The organism is Stieleria maiorica, assembly GCF_008035925.1.
Taxonomy (GTDB): Bacteria; Planctomycetota; Planctomycetia; order Pirellulales; family Pirellulaceae; genus Stieleria; species Stieleria maiorica.
Map to the genome: position 1 here is coordinate 7,262,041 of NZ_CP036264.1, position 21,220 is coordinate 7,283,260.

Consider the following 21,220-nt stretch of genomic DNA (forward strand, 5'->3'; position numbering starts at 1 on the left):
CTCGTCGGAACGCGCGATTCGAGTTCAAAGTGTGCCCGAAAGGACTCCGAGCTGGAACTCGCCGACGCGATCCTTTGCCCAAGTGGCTTCGTGCGGGACTCACTTCCCGAGGGGACAGCCGACGAAAAGCTCGTCAGCGTGACCCCATTTGGGAGCCCCATGCTGACACAGATGATCCGCGGTGCTGAAGAGGGTTTCGGTGGACAGGACACGCCGCTCAAGGTCCTGTTCGTCGGGTCAATGACGCAGCGGAAAGGCTTGGCCGACTTGTTTGAAGCGATGAAGCTCCTCGACCCGACACGGTTTGAGCTTCACGTGTTGGGGAGTCCGATCGTGCCGATGGAATTCTACACCGATCAGTACGGGTTGTTCATCCATCATGCAACTCGCCCACACGATCAGGTCCTCGAATTGATGCGTTCGATGGACGTGTTTGTGCTTCCATCCATCGTTGAAGGTCGAGCGCTCGTCCAGCAAGAAGCGTTGGCATGTGGGTTGCCGATCGTCGTGACGGCGAACGCCGGCGCGGAGGATTTAGTCGAAGACGAAAAGGCCGGATTTCTGATTCCTATCAACGATCCCCGAGCGATTGCGCAACGGCTCGAGCAATTAGAACAGGATCGTCATCTTTTGGCGGGGATGTCCTTGGCCGCAGTCGAAAAGGCAGCGGAGTTGACCTGGGCGAGTTATCGCACTCAAGTCGTTGATGCCGTCAAAGAATGTTTGCAATCAGAAGCATGTGTTTCCAGCACGTAGCATTGAGAACGCCGGTGCGAGCGACGATTGAGGTGATCGATTGAACACTCCAAGATGCGATTCAGGCGTGCAAAAGCTGATTGTCATCGGCAATTACCCGCCCGATTGCCAACAGAGTATGGAGCGATTCGCCCAGATGTTGCGTCGGGGGGCGGAGGAACGGGGGATCACCGCCGAAATCTGGCGGCCCGAGGTGTTCTTTGCAAAGAGATACACCAACACGACGTCCGGTGCTGCCAAGTGGCTCGGCTACCTGGACAAATGGGTGCGTTATCCACGAGTGATCCGCAGGCGAATCGCAACGATGCGTCGCAGCGACTCGCTTCGGGGCGTCCATTTCCACGTCGCCGACCACTCCAACGCGTTTTACATGCGACAACTTCCCGTCGCGGGGTCTGCGATTACGTGCCACGACGTTTTGGCGATCCGTGGTGCGCGTGGCGACGCGGATGCATATTGTCCGGCGTCGAGACCGGGAAGATGGATGCAAGCTTGGATTCTGAGAAACCTTGCCAGATCACAGAAGGTCGCCGCCGTCTCTGCGACCACGCTGTCGCAATTGCAGACACTTTCGGAATCGGTCACAGGGGCCTACCCGCCAGATCGACGTGACTGGCGTGTCATCTTCAATGGTTTCAACGCGCGTTTCTCGCCGATGCCATGCCACCAGGCGAAACCGTTGCTTCGATCCGCCGGGGTTGATCCGGAACGTTCGTATTTGCTGCATGTCGGTTCGTCACTGGAGCGAAAGAACCGGGCGATGCTGATGGAGATGGCGGCCAAAGCGGGATCGAAATGGAACGGAGCGATTGTTTTTGCCGGCACGCCGCTGACCCCAGATCTCGAATCACGCGCGAGGCAGTTGGGGATAGCCGATCGAGTCATTCAGGTCTTGCAACCAGACCACGAAACATTGCTAGCGCTTTACAGTCGCTGTTTCGCGTTCGTATTTCCGTCGTTTTCCGAAGGCTTTGGGTGGCCCGTCATCGAAGCCCAGGCATGTGGGGCTCCGGTGATTGCAAGTAACGTTCCGCCCATGCCCGAAGTAAGCGGCGGTGCAGCCATCCATGTCGCTCCCGATGATGTCGCCGGTTTTTCGGATGCTCTGCTCAGCCTCACTGACGAAACTACGCGGGCGGATCTCATCGAACGGGGATTCGGCAACTGCAATCGCTTTGATAACGAACGAATGGTTGAGTCTTACCTGGATTTGTTCAACGATTCGAGGACGGCCGTTTGACCGTCATGCGACTTGCACTGAAGTGTGTGATTGTGTTGATGCCGTGGTTTCTGCGACGGCGGATGCTGCAATGGGTGTTCGGTTACAAAATCCATCCCCTGGCGCGCATTCGAGCGTCATGGGTCTTTCCCCGTTACCTCGAGATGTCAGCCCACGCCCGAATCGGTCCGTTCAATGTCGCGATTCATCTTGACCGTATCGTGATGGACGAGAACGCAACGATCGGTCGGGGAAACTGGATCACCGGATTCCCAACCGGCACCGACTCACGCCATTTTTCTCACCAAAACGAGCGCGTTTCCGAGTTGGTGATGGAACGTGATTCCGCCGTGACCAAGAATCATCATCTGGACTGTACCAGCCGCGTTCGGATCGGCAAATTCGCGACCGTGGCGGGATATCAATCGCAATTCCTCACGCACTCGGTCGATCTTGCCGGCGGTCGTCAATCAAGTGCGCCGATCGAGATCGGTGACTACACCTTTGTCGGTACGAATGTGGTCGTCTTGGGTGGGGCGGCGCTGCCGGCATACAGCGTTCTTGGTGCGTCTTCGCTGCTCAACAAAAACTACACCACCGAATTGGTGTTGTACGGCGGAGTTCCGGCAAAACCGATTCAAACGCTGGACAACGAGATGAAGTATTTCAATCGAACACAAGGCTTCATCGACTAGTTCCCCCCGGTGGACGGAAACTGGTGTGAAGGAAAACAAAATGAAAGTGCTGCAAGTTGTTTCGTCGATGAACCCAGATCAGGGCGGAGTGTGCCAAGGGATTCGGAACACGCTTCCTGCGATGGCGTCGTTCGACTGTGACAGTGATGTGGTGTGCCTGGACGGAGTCGATGACACCTACGGAGTCGCCGATTCGTTTCGGGTCATCCGTCTCGGTGAGCGTATCGGACCGTGGGCGTATTCCAAGAAGCTTCGTGGCTGGCTGAAGAAGTCACTGGCGGATTACGACGTCGTCGTGATCAACGGACTATGGACCTATCACTCCTATGCCGTTACCAGTGTCATTTCAGAACTTCGGCGTGAAGGTGTCACCAACCTTCCGCGAGTTTATGTCATGCCCCATGGCATGCTTGATCCGTGGTTCCAACGACATCCTTCGCGACGTCTCAAAGCGTATCGCAATTGGGTTTATTGGAAAGCGGCAGAACATCGAACGGTCCGCTACGCCGATGGGATGCTCTTTACTTGTCGCAAAGAGTTGGAGTTGGCACGGGAACCCTTCCGTCCCTATTGCCCCAAGAAGGAGGTGAACGTGGGCTACGGAGTTCCCTCCCCACCCGGGTTTGGCCCGCAAATGAAGTCCGCATTTCTGGACGCGTGCCCGCAGGCGGTCGACCGGCCGTACCTGTTGTTCATCAGCCGAATCCATCCGAAAAAGGGCGTTGATCTGTTGCTGCGCGCTTACGCAGAAATCGCCAAAAGCAAGAAGGGCACGGACGTCATTCCCCTGCTGGTCGTCGCCGGGCCCTGTGATTCGGCCTATGCCCAGGAGATGAAGGAACTGGCACGACAGCTCCATTTGTTGGCCGCGACGCCGACGGTAAACGACAATTCCACGCCGCAAGTGGTCTTTCCCGGAATGCTTCGAGGCGATGCGAAATGGGGGGCGTTCTACGGATGCGAAGCATTCGTCCTCCCCAGTCATCAAGAGAACTTCGGGATCGCCGTGGTTGAAGCACTGGCCTGCGCCAAGCCGGTTTTGATTTCGAAGCAAGTGAACATTTGGGACGAGATTCAGGAATGTCAGGCATGCCTGGTCGATGACGATACACAAGCTGGAACGAATCGTCTGATCGATCGATGGCTGCACCTTTCCCCCGAATCGCAACGCGAGATGGGGCAGGCGGCCCTGCGATGCTATCAACAACACTACCGGCCTGAATCGGTCGCCGCTCGGTTCGTCACTGCTTTGTCGGGGGCCTAGTCCGTTGGATTCGGCATCACTACTCGACGCGTCCCGGACGAAACCGTCCGAAGGTGGCGCAAGTTTCTCCCTTGGCAGTCGACTGACTCGGCTGATTTGGAACCTGGCGTGGATGGTATTGGCGTCATGGACGCCTGCCCCCCTACACCGATACCGGGTCGCGATTCTGCGATTCTTCGGCGCCCGCGTGGACTGGACGGCGCATGTTTACGGCAGTGCGAAGATTTGGTTGCCGGCAAATCTAACGATGGGAGCCCACAGTTGCTTGGGGCCACGCGTCAATTGCTATTGCATGGACCAGATCACCTTGGCCGACCGTGCGATCGTTTCCCAAGATTCGACACTCTGTGCCGGTTCGCATGACATCTCCGATGCCGACTTTCAATTGATCACACGCCCCATTGTGATCGGCGAGCGGGCCTGGGTGGCTGCGGAGGTCTTTGTCGGCCCCGGAGTGACCGTCGGACGGGGCGCTGTTTTGGGAGCCCGAGCGGTCCTTTTCAAGAATGCGATCGAGAATGGCATCTATGTAGGTAACCCGGCAAAACTGGTGAAAGAACGATCCTGGCGACAGGAGGCAACACAACATGCCCCAGCTTGACCTGACAATCGTCATCCCGACCAAGAACGATGCGGAACGACTGTCGGGGTGTCTGCAGGCGATCGGAAAGGAGTTCGCGTCCGAAGTTGTCGTCGTGGATTCCGGCAGCGAGGATGACACGGCGGAGGTGGTTACGCGATTTGATGCAACGCTCGTGCAGTTTCAATGGAACGGCAAGTTCCCCAAGAAGCGGAACTGGTTTTTGCGCAATCACACCCCCAAGACCCGTTGGGTGCTGTTCTTGGATTCCGATGAAATCCTCACCGATGCGTTTAAGCGGGAACTTGCCGAAACGCTTCCGGGGTCAACCGCATCGGGGTATTGGTTGAACTACTCGATCTACTTTATGGGGCGGGAGTTGAAGCATGGGTATCCGCTGAAAAAGCTCGCGCTGTTTCGCGTCGGTGCGGGCGAATACGAGAGGATTAATGAATCACGCTGGAGTCACCTGGACATGGAGATCCATGAGCATCCGATCATTGATGGCGAAGTCGGGCATTTCAACAGCAAAATCGACCACCGTGATTTTCGCGATGTGTCCCACTACGTCGCCAAGCACAATGAGTATTCCAGTTGGGAGGCCCGGCGGTTTCTGCAGATGAAGACGCTCGGGGAGACGGCGAATCCGCTGACACTGAAGCAGAGGATCAAGTACCGGTTGATCGAGTCACCATTTGCGGGCATCGTCTATTTCTTCGGCGCGTACTTCATGATGGGTGGTTTCTTGGACGGGAAACGTGGTCTTGCGTTCGCCCTGTTGAAGATGGGGTACTTCACGCAGGTGTATTGCAAGATCCAAGAACTGCGGGCGGAACCACGAGAATCAGCTGAGACGGAGGTCGCGCAGCCGTTGCTTGTAGATGCTGCGGTGGCGCATGAGCCGCAGGGGTGATGGGTGGGGGCAAAACGATGGGGGCAAAACGATGGGGGCAAAACGATGGGGGCAAAACGATGGGGGCAAAACGATGGGGGCAAAACGATGGGAGGCAGAATGATGGGAGGCAGAATGATGGGGCGCTGCAGTTGCTGCCGGGGTGTTGGTCAAAAGGTTTTCCGGTCAAGAAATGAAGATGAAAGGCAGAAGGAGGCGGGGCAGAATGTTGGGACTTGGATGGGGTGGCATTGGGTTATCTGTGCGGCGGGCGGATGTTGAGGTTTTGTGATTGGCGTCAGGCGGAGTGGGGAGCTCGCTTGCGCTGTCGAACTGATGGGCCGTGGCACGGACGGCCTCGGCGGATGACTCGTCGGTCTTGTTCATTGTTTTGCCCCCATCGTTTTGCCATCTCACCCTGGACCGCGACTAGATGAAAATTCTGCTACATGGACTGAATTACGCTCCCGAAGAAATCGGGATCGGGAAGTACTCCGGGGAAATGGTGCGGGAACTTGCCGAGCAGGGACACGAAGTCGTCGTCGTCACCACGCCGCCGTACTATCCGCAGTGGGAAATCGCCGAAGGATTCAGCGGGCGATGGTATCGACGTGAGTCGCAGCGGATAGAAGGGGAGCCGGGAGTTGGGAGCCGGGATTTGGGAGATCGCGAAGGAGCAGAGGTTCTTCACAACGCCAATCCACCTCTTCAATTCGCCTCTCTCTCAACTCCCTGCTCCCCACTCCCCACTCCCCACTCCCAACTCCCCGCTCCCCCGCCTCCCATCAAAGTGATTCGTTGTCCACTATACGTGCCGGGGAAGGTGACGGGGTTGAAGCGGATCGTGCACCTGGCTTCGTTTGGATTGTCGAGTATTCCGGCGGTGTTTTGGACGGCGATGCGGTTTCGTCCCGACGTGATCATGACCGTCGAACCGGCTGCGTTTTGTATGCCGACGACCTGGTTGGCCGCTCGGCTTTGTGGCGCAAAGGCGTGGTTGCACGTGCAGGATTTTGAAGTCGATGCGGCGTTTGAACTTGGGATCTTGAAGCAACCGCTGTTGAAGCGGCTTGTGCTGGCGGCCGAAGCGTTTCTGATGCGACGCTTTGATCGTGTCTCAAGTATTTCGCCGAACATGCTGTTGAAACTGGTTCAAAAAGGTGTCGCCGAACAGCGTGTGGTTTCGTTTCCCAATTGGGTCGACTGCGACGTCATGAAACCGATCCCGGCCGGGCCTGAGTTGCGTGCCAGATTTGGGATTCCGGCGGATCGATGCGTCGCGCTGTATGCCGGGAACATCGGTAACAAGCAGGGGCTTGAGATCGTCATCGAAGCGGCTCGCCGGTCCGCCGATCGTCAGGATTTGCACTTCGTCATTTGTGGTCGCGGCGCGGCCTATGAGTCGTTACTGGATTCGGCGGAAGGTTTGTCGAATGTGCAGTTTCTGCCGCTTCAGCCGATGGAACGCTTCAACGAATTGATGAATTGTGCGGACATTCATTTGCTGCCGCAACGCGCCGATGCGGCGGATTTGGTGATGCCGTCGAAGCTAACCGGCATGCTGGCCACGGGGCGACCGATCGTCGCCTGTGCGTCGCCGGGAACACAGATCGCAGACGTCGTGAACGGCCACGGGATTGTGGTTCGTCCTGCCGATGGTGTTGCGTTTTGGAATGCAATCATCCGGTTGACGTCAGATCAACCGCTTCGGGAAAGCATGGGCAGAAAGGCGCGCGATTATGCAGTCGAGCGACTTGGGCGGCGGTCGATTTTGAACCAATTCATTGCCGCATTAAACGCTCTATCGGGGTTCGACCATAAAGCGAGCCGATCGAAAGGCGTGACTACGTCGGAGTGTGGGATCAGGGTAGATTCGGCCGGCGCGATTCATCAACCGGTCGGCTTGAGAAAGATGGCCGAGGAGTCGGCGCCTGAAGGTGCGGCCACTCAGGGTTGATGGCGGCCACGAAGCAGATGTTGTCGTCAATCGATACCTCGCCGATGAAGGCAGATGCTTTTGGTCGTTGGCGAACGGCCACCGCTCTCGGATGGCTTACGGTCACTTTGTTGGTCTCCGCCTATGCGATCGTCAAGCCAGGCACTTCGGCTGCCGATTTGGTGTTCTTGCCGAATCGGTTTGCGAGCTGGTTGGATTTGTATTTCAACTTTCGAACATTCTTGATGGCAATCGGCGTCTGCGGCGTGCCGGCGTTGCTGTGGGCGTCGACCGAAAATCGACTCAGACGCCGGATTCTGCTGGCAATCGTTCTGGTGATTCTGCTTGCGTTAGAGGTGATGCAGCGATGGATTCCCACGCGGGGGTTCAGCTGGCAAGATGTGATCTACACCATTGGTGGAGTTGTCGCATCGGAGTTGTTCATTTTGGGTGGGCGTCGCTTCTATGCGCTCGCGTCAAGGTCGCGGAATTGAAGATCGCGAAAGACCGGATCGTTCTCCTCCCATGAAGGCGGTGATCACGGCATTGTGTGCGCTACTGATTGCAGCGCAAATCGGGTACCTTTTCGTCGCTGAATCTGACGACCCACGGGACAGTAACGATGTGCGTGAAGATCGGCAGTCTGACCAAAATGATGTTGGTCGTGCGGATCAACTGGATTTAGATTCCTCGGATTCGCCGCAGATGCAGCCTGCCATGTCGCCAACAAGTGACGACCCAGAGCATGCCGAATCGGATGAGGACATCAAACTGATCGCTCAGGGCTCCGCAGTCCAGATTCGAGATTCGTTGGGCGAGTTGGTGGGCAGCGGGGTGGTTGTGTCGATCGCCGCTCGATCCTTCGATGTGTTGACAGCGTTTCATGTGATCGAAGGTCGAGATCGCTTCGGGGTGGATGCATTCATCGAATCGCGGACTGATTCGCTTGGACCGACACATTCGTTTGATGCTTATGTGCGGCATTGGGGTGTCGTGGTGATCGATACGGACCGGGAAAACGATCTTGCGTATTTGCGCGTCGCGTCTCTGAATCGACCGAGAGAAGTCGTGTTTCTCGCTGCCGAACCTGTCGATGCCCCGCCGCCTCCTGCCGCTTGGGTCATCGACAGCACTGAATTGGGGCCACCCGACGTGCAGAAGGTCGACGGATTGATGCTGGAAACAGCAAAGCGGCCTCAAGAAGGTCGCTCTGTTCAGATGTGGCGAATTGATCAGCAATCCAAGCCTGGGATGTCCGGCAGCGCATTGTTAAACGCTCAGGGACGACTGATCGGACTGGCAAGCGGAAACAACGGTGGAGATGCCTATTATTGTGGTTTGAACAAGTTGCGTGATTTCGTGCATCGCGTTACTCCTAGCGAAGTACGCGTTTTACGCGGAGATCGAGACGCGTCTGACGCGGAAGAGTGGCTAACGCGATGAGGCGAAGCATGGGCCCCGGTGGGGCTTTGGGCGCGATACAGGTGCCGATCCAAGCGAGGTCTACCCGTGCTCGACACGAGGTCGGTCTAGTCTGGAGCCGTTCGCGCGAATGTCCACCGCGAGTCTATCAAACTCGGCAATCTGTAGCGGGTATGCAAAGGCCGTTGTTTACAGCTACAGAGTGGCGTGGTTCCCTAACCGGCCGCAATTGGATCTTCACTTTCGCTGGCCTTGTTGTATTTGACTCTCTGTCTTTAATTGGACGAATCTAACCAGAACCTCGGCGAGTTACGTGTTCGCACGCCCCCGGATGCAAATCCTGGAGCTGAACATTCGCAGATGGTTTTTACATATATCAAGAGACGCTCGGCGTGTTCGAGCATCCGTGCAGTTGTGGTTTCTTAGGTAAATAAATGGTGCTTCATGAAATATTCACTTCTTCCATTCCGCACTCTCTTACCAGTTGCGGTAATTGCTTGTGTAGCGTTGACAACTCATTCCGCGGCAAACGCTGGAATTGTATTTAGCCAAATCCCTGAACCCTTTGCGACCGAATCCTATCAAGGTGGGACCTACGGGGTGTCACAAAACGACATTGGAGCCGCGGGGACGATCTATCGGGAAAACTATTCGACGTCCTTCGACAACTTCTCGTTTGCGAACGATCTGACCGTAACACGCTTCCAATGGGCAGGCGGTTATGAGCTGATCAACGCCGACGGGTCAACGACGGCATCGGCCGACTCGTTTACGATCGGCGTCTATGCCAACGACACGACGTCAGGGATGAGCGAACCGGGGGCGCAACTGTATTCCTTCGATGTGGGGCTTGCATCCGAAACCAAGATCGCGGGAGTTCCCGGTTTCTATGAGTACAGTGCGTACGTGTCTCCTTTCGCAGTTGCCGGTGGCGAGACATACTGGTTTTCGGTCGTCGCCAATTTGGACTACCTGAACAACGAATGGGGTTTGGGGTACAGCGACCTCGGTGACGACGTGTCGTTTCAAGACATCGGGCAATTTGCCGCGGATCCATTGACGCGGGTTAAAGATTCGGTCGATTATGCATTCAGTGTGTCGGCAGTGCCGGAACCAAGCACCTTTGTGTGTTTCGCCTCGATGGGGTTGGTGATCGCGCTGCGTCGACGACGCTGTTCGACTTCGACTCGCAAGATGCGTGTGGCCTGATATCTGCGATTCTCATTCGACGGTCTTGGCATTGAAGTCAGAACCGGCTAGGGGAACTTTCACAACCTTTAATAGGAAGAAACCTATGATGAATAAGATAAAAGTTGTTTTTGCGGGATTGACGGCGGTAGTTTTGATTGGTGCCGCGGTTGCAATCGCCGTGTCGCCCTCAACGGCGACGAGTTCGCCGGAGTTGACCGATGTGGCTCCGGTAAGTGCGAGTGGAGAGCCGGCGACCGATGTCGAGCTACTCGAGGATTGGGAATTCACCGCACGTTCGCGAGAGGACCGGTGTCGGATCGGCAGTCCGGACACCGGCAACTAAACGGCCTGTCGATTTTCTCGCCCGCGGCGCGAGCAAGGGGCAAGGCGAATCCACTCGCTTACGCTTCGGGCTCGTGTCGTCCTGTTTATTTATCGAATACGATAAAATTTGCAGGCTGTAGGGGCATGGATGTCTGGGCGTGGGGAGCTTTGGTTCGATGTCGGAAAGCCGGACGGTGAGCCGATACGGCCAACGGATCGCGAGCGACCCAATTGGAAAGCTCTGCCAAAGCATCATCGAGGTGCTGCTGCTGGGGGTCGTGGTTTGTTCGCCTTGGCCGTTCGGGTGCACGGGTGCGACCCCTGAGTTTTTCGTGTTTTGCGGTTTAGGCTGCGCGCTCCTTTCATTCGCGGTCTGGCTGCTGTTCGGTGCGAAGCCGACTTGGCAGGGTGGATGGCCGGGGTGGCTGATGCTGGGCGGGATGCTTGCCCTGGCTGCGGTCGCGGGACTGCATCTGGTTCCACTTCCCGATCGAGTCGTTTCGCTACTCGCCCCCGGAGTCTCGAAGTGGATGCAGGGTCATGCTGCCCTTGCGGGGATCACGGAATCGTCGTCCGTCGCGGTGGATGCGGCGTCTGGGTGGTTTGTCGGTTCCAGGCTGGCGCTGAACGCGGGCGGGAGTTTTCAATTTCTGATTCGGGCCGTTGCCGCGGCGAGCCTGTTCGCCATGGTGTGCTGCCTTGAATCCCCCGAACGGAGATTGCGGCATCTGAGCGTCGCTGCCGTTGTGGTCGCCGCAGCGCTCGCATTGTTTGGGATCGTTCAGCATTTTGGGTCTCACGACGGGCTCGCCTATTGGACGTACGAGATCCGCGGCGGATTGGGCTTTGGCCCATTCATCAACCGCAACCATTATCCATTCTTTATCAACATGGGGCTCGGTCTGGCTCTCGGTTTGTTGATGGAACGACTGGAGAAGATGGGACGCCATTGGTACCGGCTGTTTCTGGCTGATGGCATCGCGACTTGGCTCTTCGTCGCGTTGATCTTTATCATCGCCAGTTTGATCGTCTGCGGCTCACGTGGCGGTATCTTGTCGGCGATGTTGGCATTGACGGTGGTGCTGTTACTGCGACTAAGCGTAAGCGGAATCAAACGCTGGTTGGTCTTGGGCGTTGGAATCGCGGCGCTCACCACGCTGCTCCTGGTGTGGGTCGGATTCGATTTTTATGAATCACGCCTGAACATGCTCGCCGAATCCGATCGTTATTCCGACGACGGGCGATGGATTCTTTGGAGGGCTGCGTTGATGAGCGTCCCAGAGTTTCCCTGGTTCGGATCGGGGGGCGAAACCTATCGCTACTGGGAAACCATCTATGTGGCGGGGGATCCCCAATGGACCAGCGAAACAAATCAGTCGATCCGGGCGGATAACGAGTTTTTGGATGTCTTGAACGAATACGGCATCGCGGGGTTATTGTCGCTGATGCTGATCGCCGGAGGCGTTCTGTCTCAAGTGGTCGTCGGAGCGCGCGGTAGTGCGCTTTCAGCGGGTGCATGCATTGGTTTGCTGGCCGTGCACATGCACAGCTTCGTGGATTTTGGGTTGCGTGTTCCGGCCACAGGTGCATTCGCAGTCATTCTTGCCGGGTTTTTCTGCTGTCAACCGGTTGATTCGGCGGGAGGGCGATTCAGGCTGCAAAGCGTCCAGCGTTTCGGGGGATCGGCGGCGGCAGTCACTGTCGGCCGTTTGGGATTAACTGCTACAGCGCTGCTTCTGATCATCTTCACTTTTTTCGCCATTCACACCAAGCGTCGCTACCATCAGGCGAGCCGCTGGTCCATCGCCGCGGGCGAGCTGATGGGGCAATCGATGCCCGAGCAGTCGCTGGAGATGATGGTTCGCGCAGCGGAAGTTACCGCCGAAGACATCTCCAGACATTTGCAGATTGCCCGGGCAAGCCAATTAGCAATGCGGCAGTCGGCATCGCCAGCGGCGCAGGGGCGATTGATGGATCTGATCAACGAGCACAGCATCATTGCGATGAAGCTGTGCCCCCTGGCCTGGCAGCCGAGCGTTTGGCTGGCAAACTACGGCTGCCTTCGCAAGAATGCTCGCGAGCGACTGGTCGGGTTGCATTGGGCGAGACGACTCCATCCCGGTGATCCAAATCTCGCCTACCTGACTGGGAAACTGGCACTTGAGCAATCAGGGATCGACGAAGCGGTCGAGCACTGGAGAGAATCGTTGACCTATTCGACGAAGTACCTTCCTGAGATCTTGGCGGTGGCCGGAACACGATTGAGACACGCTGAGCTCCTGGAGCGTCTCTTGCCCGCGGACCCGGTCGTGACGCTGGAGGCCGCGTTGTATTTCCAGCAAGCGGGCGATCCCGAAGGACGGGGCATGTATGCGACGCGAACGCTCCATCTGATTGCGAATCCGTCGACGACCAAGCGAAGGCTCGATGATGGTCAAGCCTACGAGATGCAATCACGTTGTTACGGGCTGTTGGGGCAATCGGAAGCGACGATTGCATCGCTTCGACTGGCACTCAACCACGACCCGACGAAGGTCGCATGGCGAACGCGTCTGGCAAGATTGTTGATGGATTCGCAGCGATTGGAGGACGCCTTGCGCGAGGTTCGAATCGCATTGCAGTTGGAGCCCGAGGCAAGCGATGCGCTGCGGTTGCAAAAGGAGTTGTCGATCCTTCGGGCCTCGATGGAACCGTCTCGCTGAGCGGGGAGTGAGACGGCTGTTGTTCCTTGTGTCCATCGTAGGTTCAGCCGTCGGACGCCAGGCTTCGCGTCCCTCATACTTCTGCCCCGCATCATTCTGCCATCCCACTCCTGATTCCCACCGGCGTGGCAGGACGCCTTGGCGGGAGACGAGGGAGGAAGATTTTGGAGGTAAGAAAATCGGCTCCGTCGAATGGATGGGGGATTTCACCATGACGTTGCTCGTTAGAGCGATGTGAGGAACCGCACGCCGAAGTGGCCGTAATCTTGTCCGTCGACGTCTCCGTCGCCGTCGAAATCGAGTTGGGGATTAAAGTTCGGGCCGAGAGAGTTTCTCAGGAACGTTAGCCCGAAGCGTCCGTAGTCTTGTCCGTCGACGTCTTTGTCTCCATCGGTGTCGCCGAACAGGCGGAAGAAGTCATCGGTCTCTGCTGAACCGGTGAAAAGATAGTCTTGCGACATCGCAATCCCTCCGAGCCCGAGGATCTGGCCGGAGAGGATTCGCAGCTCATATCGGCCATCAGCCAATGAGTTGCCCAGCGCGCCGGTTCCACGGCGTGGCTCGGTGGATGCCCCGTCGAACGTCAATTTGACAGTCGTCGCGTTGGCGGTGTCGGTCGCCGTCACACGGATCTGGCCGACTCGGGTCTGGGTCGTCAAGTTTGTGACGACGAACGCATTGTCTAACGCGGTGTGATCGACCGTCTGGTCGAATTCGACCGTCAGCTCTGTCACTTGGCTGCGGGACGGCGATTGGCCCAAATCCACGGAGGTGACTTTGGGTGGTTGGGTGAAGCTGGCGTCTGAGTGCCAGGCCAACGCATAGGTTTCGTCGTTGCCTGAATTTGGGACGTCGCGGCGAATCACTTGCAATTCATAGCGGCCTGGTTGCAGGTTCGTTAGGTGCAGGTGTTCGACATTGTCCACGGTGCTCTCGGAGCGGGCGACCGGAACGGAATCGCGCAGCAGGACAAGATCCAGATTGTCTTGGGCATCATTCGGGTCGACATAAAAGCTGTCCGCGGCATCGATCCGTCCGTTGGAATTGGCATCGTTCCAGAACGTATGTCGATCCCAAGTCAACGTGACGTCAATCTCGCCCCCGGTTGTGACATGGCCGAGGTCATAGGTCGCGACTCCTGAGCCGGACTCGACGGTTCCGGCCAGATCGCCGAAGTCGTAGCCGATCGCCGCGACTTGCCCCGGTGCCTGCTGGCCGGCGGAGTACATCTGGTGAACGCGTGACAGGTTCAGAACACCGGTGCCTTGCTGATTGTCCAGCGGTCGTGTGATGGTGTTGCTCCAGGGGGAACCGTCCGCGTCAAGCGTCTTTATGCCGGAGTTCATCACGATGGCTTTGATCAGCCGGTGATCGGTGGTCAATTGATTGCGTTTGCCGAAATCAAGCATTTGCGCGACCGCGCCGGTGACGAACGGGGCCGCGAAACTGGTGCCGCCGAATCCACCGCCGGCAAGGCGACCGTCGCGCCAGTCGGAGCGAGTCGAGACCACATCGACGGCGGCGTTGCCGAGTAAGTCAGGCTTGCTACGTCCGTCGAGCGTGGGGCCATAATCTTGTTGGCTCCACGCGCGGTCGAGTGTCTCTCGAAGCCCACCGACGGTGATCACGTTCCGCGAGGACCCCGGCGCGGTCGGACGCAAATGATTGCTCAGTTGGTTGACCGCGGGGACCGCAACGATGTCCAGGCCGTAGCTGAGGTAGTCGACCAGCAGATTCGTTTTCGACGTTTCACCCAGGTAGGAATCCGTTGCCGAGCCCGCCCACCAGGACCAGCTCATGTTGATCACTTCGGCGCCGTTGTCGACCAGGAATCCTGCGGCATCGAAGACGTCTTGCACGTTCAATCCTGGAACCTGAGCGCGATTGATGAACTCCGCCGTGACGTATCTGGCGTCAGGTGCCAAACCGGTGACGTCGCCGCCGTTGTCACCGCTGGCCAAGACGATTCCCATCACCGCGGTGGCATGATTCGCATTGACGGGGCTGTCGCCGGGCCCATCGGTGTTCTGCGAAGATGCCACCAATCGGTCTCGTCCAACCGAATCGGTTCCGGTGAACCAGGGGTGATTGAAATCGAAGGCATCGTCCATGGTGCCGACGATCACGTCGGTTCCGTCACCCAGCAGGGCGTGACCCTGTTCGGCTTCGACCAACGCCCACTCATGTGTGATGTCTCCGCCGACGGTCAAGTCGACGGTGATCGAGTTGTCGGATTCGTTTGACTCGTCAATGGTGTTGCCGACGTCAAGTGTGACCGTGATGGGATACGTCCCCGCTTGGTGCATCACCCAGGTTCCCCAAAAATGATACCACGTCGTGCGGCCGGCCAATCCAGAGCCCCAGGTGATCGGCGGTGAGACATGCTGCGGATTACTGTTGACGGTTCGCCCGATCGAATAAGCATCGTGGAGCGGGTTGTCATAGGTGAACTCGACGCGCACGAAGAACGGTTCGCCGGCTTGCGGGACGATCACGTTGTTGTTTCCGTCGACCGGATAGGCTGCGGTGGGGAAAAGGTTTGCCGATGAGGCCTTCTCCGGATCGGCAGAGCTGGTCGGCGCGGTGACGATCATCGGCCCCGTGGTTTCAAAGGGGCCACCAAAGCCCGAGTCGGCTGGATCGTCAGCCAACCACGCGTCCGCGACATCCCCGGCGAGAAGGCAGCGGGGTTCGAGTCTTTCGACCCTGGAAAGCCTGGGGCGGTATCTTGGACGGCGGTGAAGGGGATTCACGAGAGATCGGCGACGGGATGAATGCTGAACAGACACGATTGGAACGACTCGGCGGGCGGATGTCGGCAATTCGCTGCCTCGGGATTGCTCGAGGTCGTCGACCGTGGTCGGGACCCTCACCATCCACAGACAACTTTCTGAACTCGATCGGCCGCGTTAATGTAACAGAACGGATACATCGGCGATTTTCCGACAGCCGTCACGACCGTGGCGGATCTTTTGACCACTCCGTCTTTGACCCTCCATTCGCTCCAGGCCCCGAACGCAGCGCGGCGATCGGTCATGCTACTGTTTTCCGCTTGGACCCGTCATTCGATTCATCCTCATTTCCAACGATGCACATTCACCGATCACCTGATTTCGTTTCTTACTCCCAAATGGTGCGGCGGCGTTGGCTGCTTGCCGCCCTCGGGATTGGCGTACATCAATAGCGGTCACTCCGAGGGCGATCACGGGTTGGCGACGTTCGGGTTGTACGCGATCGCAAGGTTCTCGGTGGACGGTCCGACGCACTCGTGCGATCGGATCAGGTTTTCGTTTCGCCGGGGTTGCCGTCGACTATACTGCACGACCATTGTGACCAAACGCGTTTTGTTGGATGTCGCAGTGGGCCATTGACTGGTTTCACTGACGACTGAATAAAACGCCATAGCGATGACAAGGTGATGATCCATGACCGGCAACGCGCAGCCTGCGAAGATCAACAGAAAGAAGTTATGGATGTTCCGGTTGGTGTTGCTGACGGCCGCAATGGTGCTGTCGGGATTGATGGCTGAAGCGATTGTGCGGATTGCCAAGCCCGGGTTTCTTAGTTTCCGAATCCCGCAAATTGAACATCGTCCCGCCCCGGGGATCGGTTTTGAAATGATCCCGGATCAACAGGGATATACATTCGCGGAGCCGGCGACCATCAATTCGCATGGGCTCCGAAATCCGCCGATCCGGAATCGTGACGCGGTTGATCTGCGGGTGATGTGTTTGGGGGATTCGATTACATTTGGCGTCGGTGTTTCCGACGCTGTTCCGTATCCTCGTCAGCTGGAGCAACTGTTGCAACGGCATCACGAGGGGCAAAGTGTCGAGGTGATCAATTGTGGGGTGCAACGTTACTCGACCTATCAAGTGATCGACTATCTGCGAGAGGCGGTCAAGAAGTATCGACCGGACATTGTGACGCTGGCCGTGTACTACAACGACTTGGACATCCGTCCCGAAGGAGATTACTCCGAGGAGTATGAAAACGAACGGGAGCAGGTTGCGTCATCGTTTCGCAAACGTGCCCCCTGGTTGTACCTGCTGGTGAAACAGTCAGCGACGATTGAATTGACGAAGAAAGCGTATCTCGGTTGGAAACATGGCGATCATACGTTGCGTCAGTTTGCCGAGGGTCCGACCGAGCGTGAAGAAAAACGCTGGGAAGCCATGGCGGAGGATCTTGCTACGTTCAGCGCCATGGCACAGGAATACCAGTTTCGACCGTTGGTGGTGACCATTCCTGGCCGAGTGCAGGTCGAGCAGTCGTTTCCAGAGGCTCGTTTCCCATCGCGCGTACTCAACCTTTGCGATCAGTCTGATCTGCCCGCGGTGAATGTCCTGCCCGCATTTGTCGACTCCTTGCAACGCGATGTCGATCCGTATCTGGCGTGGGACAATCACATGAGTGCGGTGGGGCATCGAATCGTAGCGGAGACGCTGGATTCAGAACTTCGGGGTGCCGGCCATCCATGACGGCGATTCTCGGCATTTCGGCGTTTTACCACGATTCTGCTGCGACGCTGGTCGTTGATGGCGAGTTGGTCGCAGCGGCTCAGGAGGAACGATTCACTCGCGAGAAACACGATCATCGGTTTCCGAAGAAGGCGATCGATTACTGCCTGGACGAAGCGGGACTGACGCCCGAGCAAATCGACTACGTCGGGTTTTATGACAAACCCCTCATTAAATTCGAACGCCTGCTTCGAACCTTTCTGGCGTTTACGCCTGCCGGGTATCGTTCGTTTCGGCAGGCGATTCCACTTTGGTTGACGCAGAAACTGCACCTGACACGAGAACTCAGCCGTGGTTTGCAGGGACGTTATGCGGGGCGGTATGTGTACACGGATCATCATGAATCCCACGCCGCCAGCGCATTTTTCCCCTCACCCTTCGAAGAAGCAGCGATTCTGACATTGGACGGTGTCGGCGAGTGGTCGACGACCTGCTTTGGAATCGGCCGCGGAAATCGAATTCAGCTCACCGACGAAATCCGTTTTCCGCATTCACTGGGTTTGCTCTACTCGGCATTCACCTACTACACCGGATTTCGTGTCAATAGTGGCGAGTACAAACTGATGGGACTGGCGCCCTACGGGGACCCGGTTTACAAAGAAGCGATCCTGAAGAATCTCTTGGATTTGAAGGAAGACGGTTCGTTCCGCATGGACATGAGCTACTTCAATTATTGCCAGGGTCTGACGATGACCTCGAAGAAGTTTCATGATTTGTTCGGCGGAGGACCACGTCGACAAGAAACAGAGATTGGCCGGCGCGAAATGGATCTCGCGGCGTCGGTTCAGGCGGTCACGGAAGAGATCATGCTTCGAATTTCTCGACACGTCCACAAAAAGACAGGGATGAAAAAACTGGTCTTAGCCGGCGGCGTCGCGCTCAACTGCGTCGGCAACGGGCGGATCCTTCGGGAAGGCCCGTTCGATCACATGTGGGTTCAACCTGCGGCCGGTGACGCAGGTGGTGCACTTGGCGTCGCGCTGTTTATTTGGCACCAACTGTTGGAGCAACCGCGCCACCCGCGTGTCGGGGATAGTCAGAAGGGCTCCTTGCTCGGTCCACAATTTTCTGACGAGCAGATCGGCGATACCTTGTCTGCCCTGTCGGCCGTCTACACGAAGTACAGAACGGACGACGAACTTTGCGACGTCGTGACGGATCTGATCGGGAAAGAAAAGGTCGTCGGATGGTTTCAAGGGCGGATGGAGTTTGGGCCTCGTGCGCTCGGGGCTCGAAGCATTCTCGGTGATGCTCGCAGTCCCCGGATGCAATCGGTGATGAACCAAAAGATCAAGTTTCGTGAGTCGTTCCGCCCGTTCGCGCCCGTCGTATTGCGCGAGCATGTCGACGAATACTTTCAGATGCGTCGCGGCGAGGACAGTCCCTACATGCTTTTGGTCGCGCCGGTTCAGACGTCAATCCGTACGCCTGTCGCTTCCGAGGACGCGACGGCCCGGGGAGTTGAGAAGCTCCGCATCTGTCGATCCAGCATTCCCGCAGTGACTCATGTCGATTATTCAGCACGAGTGCAAACCGTCGATAGGCATCGCAATCCATTACTTCATCACCTGCTGAGTCGATTCTATGAAAAAACCGGTTGCCCGGTCTTGATCAACACAAGCTTTAACGTCAGAAGCGAACCCATCGTCTGTACTCCCGAGGATGCCTATCGCTGCTTCGTGATGACCGACATGGACGTCTTGGTATTAGGGCGGTATGTCCTGATCAAGGAGGAGCAGGACAAACAGGCAGGTGAGGCCGATCGTGCCGCCCACCTCGCGCAATTTCAACTCGACTGAATCAGGGAATCACACCGCGAGCTATCAATGGCTGTTGTCAAAATCAATTGGAGTCCGACCGATCGGCAATTGCGTCAGTTTGGTGTGATCTGTTTATTCGCGTTTCCGTTATTCGGTTGGCTCTGGAACGCCGGTTCGGCGGCGTTGAGCTGGTTGACGCTGGCCGGCTTGATTCTTGCCGGGTTCAGCATTGTCGTGCCGGCAGCGGTGAGGCCGCTTTATCTTGCGTTGACTCTGGTGACCAGTCCGATCGGAATGGTGTTGGGAGAAATCGTCATGTCGATCGTCTATTTCGGGGTGTTTCTACCGATCGGGGTCTGGTTTCGTGTGATGAAACGAGACGCTTTGCAATTGAAGGTGGACCGAAAATCATCGACCTATTGGCAACCGAAAAAACAATCACGCGATGTCAAGAGTTACTTTCGACAATCCTAAGGTCGGCTACGTACAGCCGTTGATAAAGATGAGGTTTGATGTCGTGCCAAATCACGAAGATAATGACCGAAACAGTCCGAGAACCGAGTTTGAAGAAGCAAGCGATGGACAACCGTTGTCGCTGTTGCAAGAGTTCTGGGTTTTGATCACGGAAAACAAAGCGTGGTGGATGATCCCTATCCTTTTGGTCCTGTCTTTGGTTGGTGTGCTATTGGCATTTGCTTCAACAGGAGCGGCGCCGTTTATTTATACGCTGTTCTAGACCGCCATGGCCTGCGAGCCTCGATGGTGTCTAACCTTGTGGCGATTCACGGTCGCCGCAGCGCGGCGAGAGGCGACCGTCCGGAAGGGCCGTCGTGCCGGAAGCAGCGCGGCGGCTAACGCTGGGACGCCGGCGCTGTTGCACTCTATCAGGGGTAGACGATCGTGTCGGGCTGGCCGTCGGGCCGGATCAGCTTGATTACCAGACGCCGCACCTTGCCGTCTTCGATCTGGCGATCCAACTCTCTCAAGTCGCCCCCGTTGCGGATCGCGCGACCGTTGACCTCCAGGATGCGGACGCCGCGTTGCTTCAATCCCAGTTTGGCCCCCAGCCCGTCGTCTTCTCCACCTCCGACGGTGACTTGACCGCGGAAGTCCAAGAAGACCTTCAGTTTTAGCGGCTGAAGAATCGTGCCTCGGGGCGCCGACGCTTTCCGCAATGTTTCTTGATTGATCGTGATCGTCCCACTTTGCCCGCGGCGCAGGACCGACACGACGATGTCGCGGCGCTGGGAGACGATGTAGGCTCCGCTGAATTCCGCCAGCGTGTTGACGGTGACGCCGTTGACGGCCGTGATCACGTCGCCGAGTTGAAATCGCAGACCGGCGCCCAGGCCTCCGGGTAAGACTCTTTGGACGGTCAACCCATCGAAGGCCTGTGAAGGCTGCAGCTGCAATTGTAAATTCGGACCAGACTGGCCGGGAATCAACTCGATCGGTTTGTTCGGACGGTCAGGAACGAAGGGCCCGTCGGGTCGACCCGGACGGTCGGGCCATCGCGGACGATGGGACAACACGGGGCCATCCGGGAATACATCATCGGGCGGAAGTTGCAGCGAGATTGGCCGGCCGCTGCGAAGCACGACGATCGTCGACGAGCCGCCGGCCAGTTCCAAGGCCTTCTGGTTAACAGTGGCATCTCCAGGGGACAGACCATTGATGTTGGTCACCACATCACCGGCTTGGATCCCCAGGCGGCTGGCCAGGCCTCCGCGGACGACCGAGCGGACCGCAAAGGCACTGGAGCCGTCGGATTGGCGAACCAGATCACCGTGGATGCCCAACCCCTGGCCGCGAGCCGGTGGGGAAGTCCGTGCCGAAAGCACGGCGAGAACGATTGTGGTCAGGATCAACACCCGTGGACGCGACGGCGTCGATGAAGTCACACGCATTGGGTTAACCGGCGTTGCTGCTTGAGGGACCGATCTTGGTTCAATATCTATT

Annotated in this window: 18 protein-coding genes; 16 read left to right on the forward strand and 2 right to left on the reverse strand. The window is 57.3% G+C overall.

Annotated elements, in window-relative coordinates; all coding sequences use genetic code 11:
- The first annotated feature begins 159 nt into the window (after nucleotides 1-159).
- From Mal15_RS34230 to Mal15_RS24695, 12 genes are all read left to right on the forward strand, one after another.
- The gene (locus Mal15_RS34230) at nucleotides 160-756 is read left to right on the forward strand and encodes a glycosyltransferase (RefSeq protein WP_167547026.1); all 597 of its coding nucleotides are present in this window, start codon (nucleotides 160-162) and stop codon (nucleotides 754-756) included.
- A gap of 67 nt (nucleotides 757-823) precedes the next feature.
- Nucleotides 824-1,996, forward strand: a complete 1,173-nt coding sequence (locus Mal15_RS24645) for a glycosyltransferase family 4 protein (protein WP_199773728.1) — start codon at nucleotides 824-826, stop codon at nucleotides 1,994-1,996.
- A 5-nt stretch (nucleotides 1,997-2,001) separates the two neighbouring features.
- Entirely contained in the window at nucleotides 2,002-2,670 is a 669-nt protein-coding gene (locus Mal15_RS24650; RefSeq protein ID WP_147870183.1) for an acyltransferase, read from the forward strand.
- Nucleotides 2,671-2,695: 25 nt separating this feature from the next.
- Nucleotides 2,696-3,934, forward strand: coding sequence for a glycosyltransferase (locus Mal15_RS24655; RefSeq protein ID WP_233903006.1), 1,239 nt, complete (start codon nucleotides 2,696-2,698; stop codon nucleotides 3,932-3,934).
- Nucleotides 3,935-4,226: 292 nt separating this feature from the next.
- Nucleotides 4,227-4,535, forward strand: coding sequence for an LbetaH domain-containing protein (locus Mal15_RS34745; protein WP_233903007.1), 309 nt, complete (start codon nucleotides 4,227-4,229; stop codon nucleotides 4,533-4,535).
- Complete coding sequence (locus tag Mal15_RS24665) at nucleotides 4,522-5,427, forward strand: glycosyltransferase family 2 protein (protein WP_147870184.1); 906 nt, start codon at nucleotides 4,522-4,524, stop codon at nucleotides 5,425-5,427. The genes Mal15_RS34745 and Mal15_RS24665 overlap by 14 nt, the downstream gene beginning before the upstream one ends.
- Before the next feature lie 412 nt (nucleotides 5,428-5,839).
- Nucleotides 5,840-7,363 carry a glycosyltransferase WbuB gene (locus Mal15_RS24670; RefSeq protein ID WP_147870185.1) on the forward strand — a complete coding sequence of 508 codons (1,524 nt, stop codon included), beginning with the start codon at nucleotides 5,840-5,842 and terminating at the stop codon, nucleotides 7,361-7,363.
- A gap of 44 nt (nucleotides 7,364-7,407) precedes the next feature.
- The gene (locus Mal15_RS24675; protein WP_147870186.1) at nucleotides 7,408-7,836 is read left to right on the forward strand and encodes a hypothetical protein; all 429 of its coding nucleotides are present in this window, start codon (nucleotides 7,408-7,410) and stop codon (nucleotides 7,834-7,836) included.
- Between the two features lie 223 nt (nucleotides 7,837-8,059).
- Nucleotides 8,060-8,785 (forward strand): S1 family peptidase, encoded by a 726-nt coding sequence (locus tag Mal15_RS24680; RefSeq protein WP_167547027.1) that lies wholly within the window; start codon nucleotides 8,060-8,062, stop codon nucleotides 8,783-8,785.
- 486 nt (nucleotides 8,786-9,271) lie between these two features.
- On the forward strand, nucleotides 9,272-9,973 hold the full coding sequence (locus tag Mal15_RS24685) for a PEP-CTERM sorting domain-containing protein (protein WP_167547028.1): 702 nt from the start codon (nucleotides 9,272-9,274) through the stop codon (nucleotides 9,971-9,973).
- Between the two features lie 85 nt (nucleotides 9,974-10,058).
- Complete coding sequence (locus Mal15_RS24690) at nucleotides 10,059-10,298, forward strand: hypothetical protein (RefSeq protein ID WP_147870189.1); 240 nt, start codon at nucleotides 10,059-10,061, stop codon at nucleotides 10,296-10,298.
- A gap of 313 nt (nucleotides 10,299-10,611) precedes the next feature.
- Complete coding sequence (locus Mal15_RS24695) at nucleotides 10,612-12,981, forward strand: O-antigen ligase family protein (RefSeq protein ID WP_167547029.1); 2,370 nt, start codon at nucleotides 10,612-10,614, stop codon at nucleotides 12,979-12,981.
- Between the two features lie 224 nt (nucleotides 12,982-13,205).
- On the opposite strand, the gene Mal15_RS24700 is transcribed toward Mal15_RS24695, so the two are convergent.
- Nucleotides 13,206-15,632 carry a S8 family serine peptidase gene (locus Mal15_RS24700; RefSeq protein ID WP_167547030.1) on the reverse strand — a complete coding sequence of 809 codons (2,427 nt, stop codon included), beginning with the start codon at nucleotides 15,630-15,632 and terminating at the stop codon, nucleotides 13,206-13,208.
- A 774-nt stretch (nucleotides 15,633-16,406) separates the two neighbouring features.
- On the opposite strand from Mal15_RS24700, the gene Mal15_RS24710 reads away from it, so the two are divergent.
- The 4 genes from Mal15_RS24710 to Mal15_RS24725 are packed head-to-tail and all read left to right on the forward strand — an operon-like array spanning nucleotide 16,407 to nucleotide 19,997.
- A complete protein-coding gene (locus Mal15_RS24710; RefSeq protein WP_147870193.1) occupies nucleotides 16,407-17,462 on the forward strand; it encodes an SGNH/GDSL hydrolase family protein in 1,056 nt (351 codons plus the stop codon).
- On the forward strand, nucleotides 17,459-19,300 hold the full coding sequence (locus tag Mal15_RS24715; RefSeq protein WP_147870194.1) for a carbamoyltransferase family protein: 1,842 nt from the start codon (nucleotides 17,459-17,461) through the stop codon (nucleotides 19,298-19,300). Before Mal15_RS24710 ends, Mal15_RS24715 begins: the two co-directional genes overlap by 4 nt.
- A 27-nt stretch (nucleotides 19,301-19,327) precedes the next feature.
- The gene (locus tag Mal15_RS24720) at nucleotides 19,328-19,735 is read left to right on the forward strand and encodes a hypothetical protein (protein ID WP_147870195.1); all 408 of its coding nucleotides are present in this window, start codon (nucleotides 19,328-19,330) and stop codon (nucleotides 19,733-19,735) included.
- Between the two features lie 43 nt (nucleotides 19,736-19,778).
- The gene (locus Mal15_RS24725; RefSeq protein WP_233903008.1) at nucleotides 19,779-19,997 is read left to right on the forward strand and encodes a DUF5989 family protein; all 219 of its coding nucleotides are present in this window, start codon (nucleotides 19,779-19,781) and stop codon (nucleotides 19,995-19,997) included.
- Between the two features lie 148 nt (nucleotides 19,998-20,145).
- On the opposite strand, the gene Mal15_RS24730 is transcribed toward Mal15_RS24725, so the two are convergent.
- The gene (locus Mal15_RS24730; protein WP_147870197.1) at nucleotides 20,146-21,168 is read right to left on the reverse strand and encodes a PDZ domain-containing protein; all 1,023 of its coding nucleotides are present in this window, start codon (nucleotides 21,166-21,168) and stop codon (nucleotides 20,146-20,148) included.
- Between the last annotated feature and the right edge of the window lie 52 nt (nucleotides 21,169-21,220).

Excerpts from the sequence above, each read along its gene's own strand:
- Mal15_RS34230 (WP_167547026.1), top strand. The coding sequence starts at position 160 with ATGCTGACACAGATGATCCGCGGTGCTGAAGAGGGTTTCGGTGGACAG.
- Mal15_RS24650 (WP_147870183.1), top strand. The coding sequence starts at position 2,002 with ATGCGACTTGCACTGAAGTGTGTGATTGTGTTGATGCCGTGGTTTCTG.
- Mal15_RS34745 (WP_233903007.1), top strand. The coding sequence starts at position 4,227 with ATGGACCAGATCACCTTGGCCGACCGTGCGATCGTTTCCCAAGATTCG.
- Mal15_RS24665 (WP_147870184.1), top strand. The coding sequence starts at position 4,522 with ATGCCCCAGCTTGACCTGACAATCGTCATCCCGACCAAGAACGATGCG.
- Mal15_RS24670 (WP_147870185.1), top strand. The coding sequence starts at position 5,840 with ATGAAAATTCTGCTACATGGACTGAATTACGCTCCCGAAGAAATCGGG.
- Mal15_RS24675 (WP_147870186.1), top strand. The coding sequence starts at position 7,408 with ATGAAGGCAGATGCTTTTGGTCGTTGGCGAACGGCCACCGCTCTCGGA.
- Mal15_RS24680 (WP_167547027.1), top strand. The coding sequence starts at position 8,060 with ATGTCGCCAACAAGTGACGACCCAGAGCATGCCGAATCGGATGAGGAC.
- Mal15_RS24690 (WP_147870189.1), top strand. The coding sequence starts at position 10,059 with ATGATGAATAAGATAAAAGTTGTTTTTGCGGGATTGACGGCGGTAGTT.
- Mal15_RS24710 (WP_147870193.1), top strand. The coding sequence starts at position 16,407 with ATGACCGGCAACGCGCAGCCTGCGAAGATCAACAGAAAGAAGTTATGG.
- Mal15_RS24715 (WP_147870194.1), top strand. The coding sequence starts at position 17,459 with ATGACGGCGATTCTCGGCATTTCGGCGTTTTACCACGATTCTGCTGCG.
- Mal15_RS24720 (WP_147870195.1), top strand. The coding sequence starts at position 19,328 with ATGGCTGTTGTCAAAATCAATTGGAGTCCGACCGATCGGCAATTGCGT.
- Mal15_RS24730 (WP_147870197.1), bottom strand. The coding sequence starts at position 21,168 with ATGCGTGTGACTTCATCGACGCCGTCGCGTCCACGGGTGTTGATCCTG.